The organism is Dietzia aerolata (assembly GCF_014144865.1).
Taxonomy (GTDB): Bacteria; Actinomycetota; Actinomycetes; order Mycobacteriales; family Mycobacteriaceae; genus Dietzia; species Dietzia aerolata.
This window is the reverse complement of sequence record NZ_JAALDM010000290.1, coordinates 1-4,677: the sequence shown is the minus strand read 5'-3', so window position 1 is coordinate 4,677 and position 4,677 is coordinate 1. Positions and strand designations below refer to the sequence as shown.

Here is a 4,677-nt window from a genome sequence, read left to right as displayed (position 1 = left end):
GCGGGCGCCCGGCCGGGTCCCCGGTTTTGTGGCGGCCAACGCACCTCGCTCAGGGCAGCGCGTGGGCCAGTCTCCGTGCTGCGGCGGTGGGGTCGTCGGCGTCGGTGATCGCGCGGACCACCACGGCCCGGCGCGCACCCGCCTCGAGCACCTCGGGCAGGTTGCTGGTGTCGATCCCGCCGATCGCGAACCACGGCTTGACCGCGGACGACGCACTCAACCCGGCCGCGTGGCGCACGAGCTCCAGGCCCGGCGCGTGGCGGCCCGGCTTGGTGGGCGTGGGCCAGACCGGGCCGGTGCAGAAGTAGTCGACCAGTGGCTCTGCGGCGGCGGCGTCGACCTCGTCGGTCGCGTGGCAGGACAGCCCCAGGAGCATCTCGTCGCCGATGATCTTCCGCGCCCACTCCACCGGCAGGTCGTCCTGGCCGATGTGCAGGATGTCGGCGCCGGCGGCCGCGGCGATGTCGGCGCGGTCGTTGACCGACAGCAGCGCGCCGTGGGCGTCGCACACCTCCCGCATCACGGCCAGCGCGCGCAGTTCGTGCCCGGCCTCGAGCGGTCCAAGCTCCTGCTCGCCGGCCGAGTTCTTGTCCCGCAGCTGCACCAGGTCCACCCCACCGGCAAGTGCTGCGGTGACGTCGCGTCGCAGTGCCGGGTACTCGCCGGTCCAGCCCTGCTCACGCGCCTGCTCATCCAGGTGCCGGCGGGCGTCAATGCAGAGGTAGAGGCGGGCGTCGGCGAGGCGGGAGCGGAGGCGGTCGGTGCGGGAGGTCATGGATCACACAGTAGGTGCTGCGCCTGCGGCCCGGCCCCGAGTGCCGCCGGGATGGTTCCGCCCCGGGACGCCGGGACTGCCTTCCGCCCGGACTGCCTTCCGTTTGGATGACCTGAGTCGCGAAAAATGGCCGAGTCTCGCAACTGAGATCATCCAAACTCAAAGCCGAACTCAAACCCCCAACTCAGGTCCCAGCCCAAGTCTCAACTCACGAGCGCCGGGTCAGCTTCGACAGGCCGAGCGCCACGAGTCCGGCGACCGCACCCACCACCAGTCCGGTGACCAGTGACGAGACCCCGACCGAGGCCCGGAACACCAGTTCCTGCAGGAAAGAATCGGTCCCGGCCAGGTTTCCGCTGAGCTCCAGCGGGGTGCCCTCGAAGTTGATGTTCCACAGCAGCTGATGCGTCACCGCGAGGAACACCCCGTAGACACCGCCAACCGCGAGAAGAGTGGTGAACGGCCGCTTCACGCGGGCCCGCAGCACGACCGCGATCCACACGATCAGCGGCACGAACACGAGCAGCAGATTGACGAACGTTTCCTCGTTCACCAGATGCAGGTCGTGGAGGATCACGCGCGGCACGGCCAGCAGGGCCAGACCGAGGACGGCGAGCAACGGGAGCCCGATCGCCGGCGGCTTGCTCGCAGCAGGGGCGGCAGGCCGGGTCGGGTACGGGACCGGACCGCCGGCTGCGGAAGCGAGCCGGTATGGCGCCGGGCCCCCAGCTGCTGAGGGATACGGGGCTGGGTCCCCGGACATGTGAGGTTGCCACGGAACGGACGGTGTCTGATGCGAATTCATGTCGCTGACGCTAGGCCGCACCGGGCGCGAAATCACTGGTCCAGCGGCGATTTCGGGGTGGATACCCGGGTTCGCCCTGACGCGGGCCCGGTTCGGCGTCGGGGTAGCGTGGCGGGATGACAGCAAGCGCCCCCACCCGCCGGATCGCCGTGATCGGCGGCTCGGTGATCGGCCTCGCGTGCGCCTGGACCATCGCCCGCGTCGGCCTGGCGGACGAGGTGGTGATCCACGAGCCCGACGACTCCGGCCCGGACGGCGTCCCCACCTCCGGCGCCGCGTGGGTCGCCGGCGGCATGCTCGCCCCCTTCAGCGAGGCGTGGCCTGGGGAGGAGGACGTGTTCGCCCTCGGCGTGGCCTCTCTACGCCTGTGGAACACCTTCCTCGCCGACCTCGCCCCGCACACGCCGCCCGGGCGGGAGATCCGCAGCGCCACCCACACGCACATGCTCGCGGTGGATGACGCCGATGCACGTGACCTCGAGATGGCGATGTCGTGGGCGGAGGGGAACGACGTCGTCGTCGTCGAAGGGGTGAAGGGCTCCGACCTGCGACGTGTCACCCGCCGCGAACTCCGCGCCGCCGAACCGTCCCTCGCGCGCGTGGCGCGCGCCGCCTACCGCATGGACTCCGAGGGCGCCGTGGACAACCGCGTCCTCCTCGCCGCGCTTGCCCGCGCCTGTCGCGCCGAGGGTGTCACGTGGGTGCGGGGCGAGGTCGGATCGTTGGACGACGACGACATCGCCGGCGCCGACCGCATAGTGCTGGCCGCGGGCGCCGGGTCCGCAGCTCTCGCCGGACTCCCGATCAGGCCGGTGAAGGGGGAGGTGCTGCGACTTCGGGCCAGGCCCGGCTGCGAGGACGCTCCGCGGGGAGTTGTTCGCGCGTTCGTGCGCGGTCGCCCGCTGTACCTGGTGCCGCGCGATGGTGGGCTCGTGGTGGGGGCGACGCAGTACGAGCACGGCGACGACCGGCAGGTGACCGTGGCCGGCGTGCGCGATCTGCTGGCGGATGCGGAGACGATTTTTCCGGGGATCGGCGAGTATGAGCTAGCCGAGATGATCGCCGGGCTGCGGCCCATGACCCCCGACAACCTGCCGATCCTCGGCGCCGACCCCGATGACCCGCGCGTGGTGTTTGCCACCGGGCACGGGCGCAACGGGATCGCGCTGACCCCCATCACGGCGGCGACCGTGCTCGCCGAGTTGCAGAACCGGCCGATTCCCGATGCGGCGCGCGCGGCCGGGGCGGGGCGGTTCCGGCGGGGGTGAGCGCCGCCACAGGCCGGGGGCGCGGGGCTGTGCGGGGGTGACTACCGTGGTGGGTGAGTAGTTCTGCCCCGAGGAGGACCCATGATCGTCACCGTCAACGGCGAGGACCGCACGCTCACCGACGGCGCCACCGTCCGCACCCTCGTCACCGCGATGGACCTGCCCGATGACGGCGTGGCCGTGGCGGTCGACGGCGCGGTGGTGCCCGGCTCGAACTGGGACGACACCCCGCTGGGCGCCGGCGCCGAGGTGGACATCCTCATGGCGGTCCAGGGTGGCTGAGGCCGATCCGGCTGTCGCGGCGCAGGTCGCGAGCGTGCTGGACTCGCCGCTGGTCATCGCGGGTGAAGAGATCTCCTCGCGGCTCATCACCGGCACCGGCGGGTCCGGCAACCAGGAGGTGCTGCGCGAGGCGCTCATCGCGTCCGGCACGGCGCTGACGACGGTGTCCATCCGCAAGGTCGACATGCGTCTGGGCTCGGACGGGCCGGGTCTGCTCGGGATGCTGCGCGAGCTCGGGATCCGTCCCCTGCCCAACACGGCCGGCTGCCGGGGCGCCGCCGAGGCGGTCAAGACGGCCCGCCTGGCCCGCGAGGCGCTGGGGACGAACTGGGTCAAGCTCGAGGTGATCGCCGACGAGCGCACCCTGCTGCCCGACGCGATCGAACTCGTCGAGGCGGCGGAAGACCTGGTCGACGACGGTTTCGTCGTCCTGCCCTACACCACTGACGACCCCGTCCTCGCGCGCCGGCTCGAGGACGTGGGCTGCGCGGCGGTCATGCCGTTGGGCGCGCCGATCGGCACCGGGCTGGGCATTTCCAACCCGCACAATCTGGAGATGATCGTCGAACGCGCCGGGGTGCCGGTGATCTGCGACGCCGGGATCGGCACCGCCTCAGATGCCGCCCTGGCCATGGAGCTCGGCTGCGACGGCGTGCTGCTAGCCACCGCCGTGACGCGCGCCGAGAACCCGCCGCTCATGGCCGCTGCGATGCGCGAGGCGGTCCGCGCCGGGCACGCCGCCAGGTTGGCAGGCCGGATCCCCAAGCGATTCTGGGCGCAGGCCTCCAGCCCGCCGATCGATTAGCGCGGCACCGTGTGACCTTCCACTGAAGGCGCCGCGAGCTCCGATGAGAATAGCGAAGTCAGGCGGAGCGCTCGGCGTCTAGCCGCTCGAGGATCCACGAGCGAACCAACGTCGAGGCCGGCAGGTGCTTGGCCTCGGCGAGACGACGGAGATCGTCCTGCTCCTGCGGACTCAGCCGCACTGAGTACACCTTCGAACGCTGCCGGTTCGGGCGGGCACCGGTGACACCTTCTGGGTACGGGTCATCCTTGCCTGCTTCGGACTCTGCCCGCAGACGAGCGGCTAGATCGGGATCGATGCTGGTGGCCATGTCAGTCTCCTTCGCGATAGAGCTTGAGGTCCGCACCGGTGGCGGGCCACGCATTTATGCCATGCAGGTCACCGTCGTCATCGCGGAAGGCGATGACCGTCAGAACCCGGCCAGCAGTGGGGGAGTAGCCGATGAAGCGAGACGCCCCCATGCGGGACTTCGGATCGGGCTCCAAGGCGAGGAGTTCGTCGTCATCCATGACCTCGCCAGCCCACTCAGGTTCCACACCGCGCCCGCCTGGATAGCGTTGGGGTCGGGAGCGAATATATGCAGTGGCGGGAGCATCCCATCGAATTTCCTTACCCACCCTAGAAATGTACTACAAGGTAGTACGGATTTGGAGCTTCTTGGGGAGCTGGCGCCAGAGCCTCGCGGAGTGCTTCACCTGGTGAGCCAGTGGAGAGGCGTGACCTAATGCCCCGGCCGCGGCAC

The 4,677-nt window shown here is 70.6% G+C and carries 7 protein-coding genes; 3 read left to right on the top strand and 4 right to left on the bottom strand.

Annotation, left to right across the window (positions count from 1 at the left end):
• Positions 1 to 49: 49 nt before the first annotated feature.
• Positions 50 to 775, bottom strand: a complete 726-nt coding sequence (gene thiE, locus G6016_RS15120; protein WP_182633435.1) for a thiamine phosphate synthase — start codon at positions 773 to 775, stop codon at positions 50 to 52.
• A gap of 208 nt (positions 776 to 983) precedes the next feature.
• Positions 984 to 1,580 carry a hypothetical protein gene (locus G6016_RS15115; RefSeq protein WP_206682322.1) on the bottom strand — a complete coding sequence of 199 codons (597 nt, stop codon included), beginning with the start codon at positions 1,578 to 1,580 and terminating at the stop codon, positions 984 to 986.
• Positions 1,581 to 1,696: 116 nt separating this feature from the next.
• On the opposite strand from G6016_RS15115, the gene thiO reads away from it, so the two are divergent.
• The 3 genes from thiO to thiG all read left to right on the top strand — a co-directional run bounded on the left by thiO (position 1,697) and on the right by thiG (position 3,935).
• Positions 1,697 to 2,848 (top strand): glycine oxidase ThiO, encoded by a 1,152-nt coding sequence (gene thiO / locus G6016_RS15110; protein ID WP_182633434.1) that lies wholly within the window; start codon positions 1,697 to 1,699, stop codon positions 2,846 to 2,848.
• Between the two features lie 81 nt (positions 2,849 to 2,929).
• Positions 2,930 to 3,130, top strand: a complete 201-nt coding sequence (gene thiS / locus G6016_RS15105; protein WP_182633433.1) for a sulfur carrier protein ThiS — start codon at positions 2,930 to 2,932, stop codon at positions 3,128 to 3,130.
• A 34-nt stretch (positions 3,131 to 3,164) separates the two neighbouring features.
• Positions 3,165 to 3,935 (top strand): thiazole synthase, encoded by a 771-nt coding sequence (gene thiG, locus G6016_RS15100; protein ID WP_182633438.1) that lies wholly within the window; start codon positions 3,165 to 3,167, stop codon positions 3,933 to 3,935.
• A 58-nt stretch (positions 3,936 to 3,993) separates the two neighbouring features.
• Here thiG and G6016_RS15095 read toward each other — a convergent pair whose 3' ends face one another.
• Together G6016_RS15095 and G6016_RS15090 are read right to left on the bottom strand one after the other, a co-directional pair.
• The gene (locus G6016_RS15095) at positions 3,994 to 4,245 is read right to left on the bottom strand and encodes a YlcI/YnfO family protein (protein WP_206682321.1); all 252 of its coding nucleotides are present in this window, start codon (positions 4,243 to 4,245) and stop codon (positions 3,994 to 3,996) included.
• 1 nt (position 4,246) lies between these two features.
• On the bottom strand, positions 4,247 to 4,444 hold the full coding sequence (locus G6016_RS15090; RefSeq protein ID WP_206682320.1) for a hypothetical protein: 198 nt from the start codon (positions 4,442 to 4,444) through the stop codon (positions 4,247 to 4,249).
• Between the last annotated feature and the right edge of the window lie 233 nt (positions 4,445 to 4,677).

What these genes read in the sequence shown, in the direction of transcription:
- G6016_RS15090 (WP_206682320.1), bottom strand. Translation starts at nt 4,444, where the DNA reads ATGGATGACGACGAACTCCTCGCCTTGGAGCCCGATCCGAAGTCCCGC.
- thiE (WP_182633435.1), bottom strand. Translation starts at nt 775, where the DNA reads ATGACCTCCCGCACCGACCGCCTCCGCTCCCGCCTCGCCGACGCCCGC.
- thiO (WP_182633434.1), top strand. Translation starts at nt 1,697, where the DNA reads ATGACAGCAAGCGCCCCCACCCGCCGGATCGCCGTGATCGGCGGCTCG.
- thiS (WP_182633433.1), top strand. Translation starts at nt 2,930, where the DNA reads ATGATCGTCACCGTCAACGGCGAGGACCGCACGCTCACCGACGGCGCC.
- G6016_RS15115 (WP_206682322.1), bottom strand. Translation starts at nt 1,580, where the DNA reads ATGAATTCGCATCAGACACCGTCCGTTCCGTGGCAACCTCACATGTCC.
- G6016_RS15095 (WP_206682321.1), bottom strand. Translation starts at nt 4,245, where the DNA reads ATGGCCACCAGCATCGATCCCGATCTAGCCGCTCGTCTGCGGGCAGAG.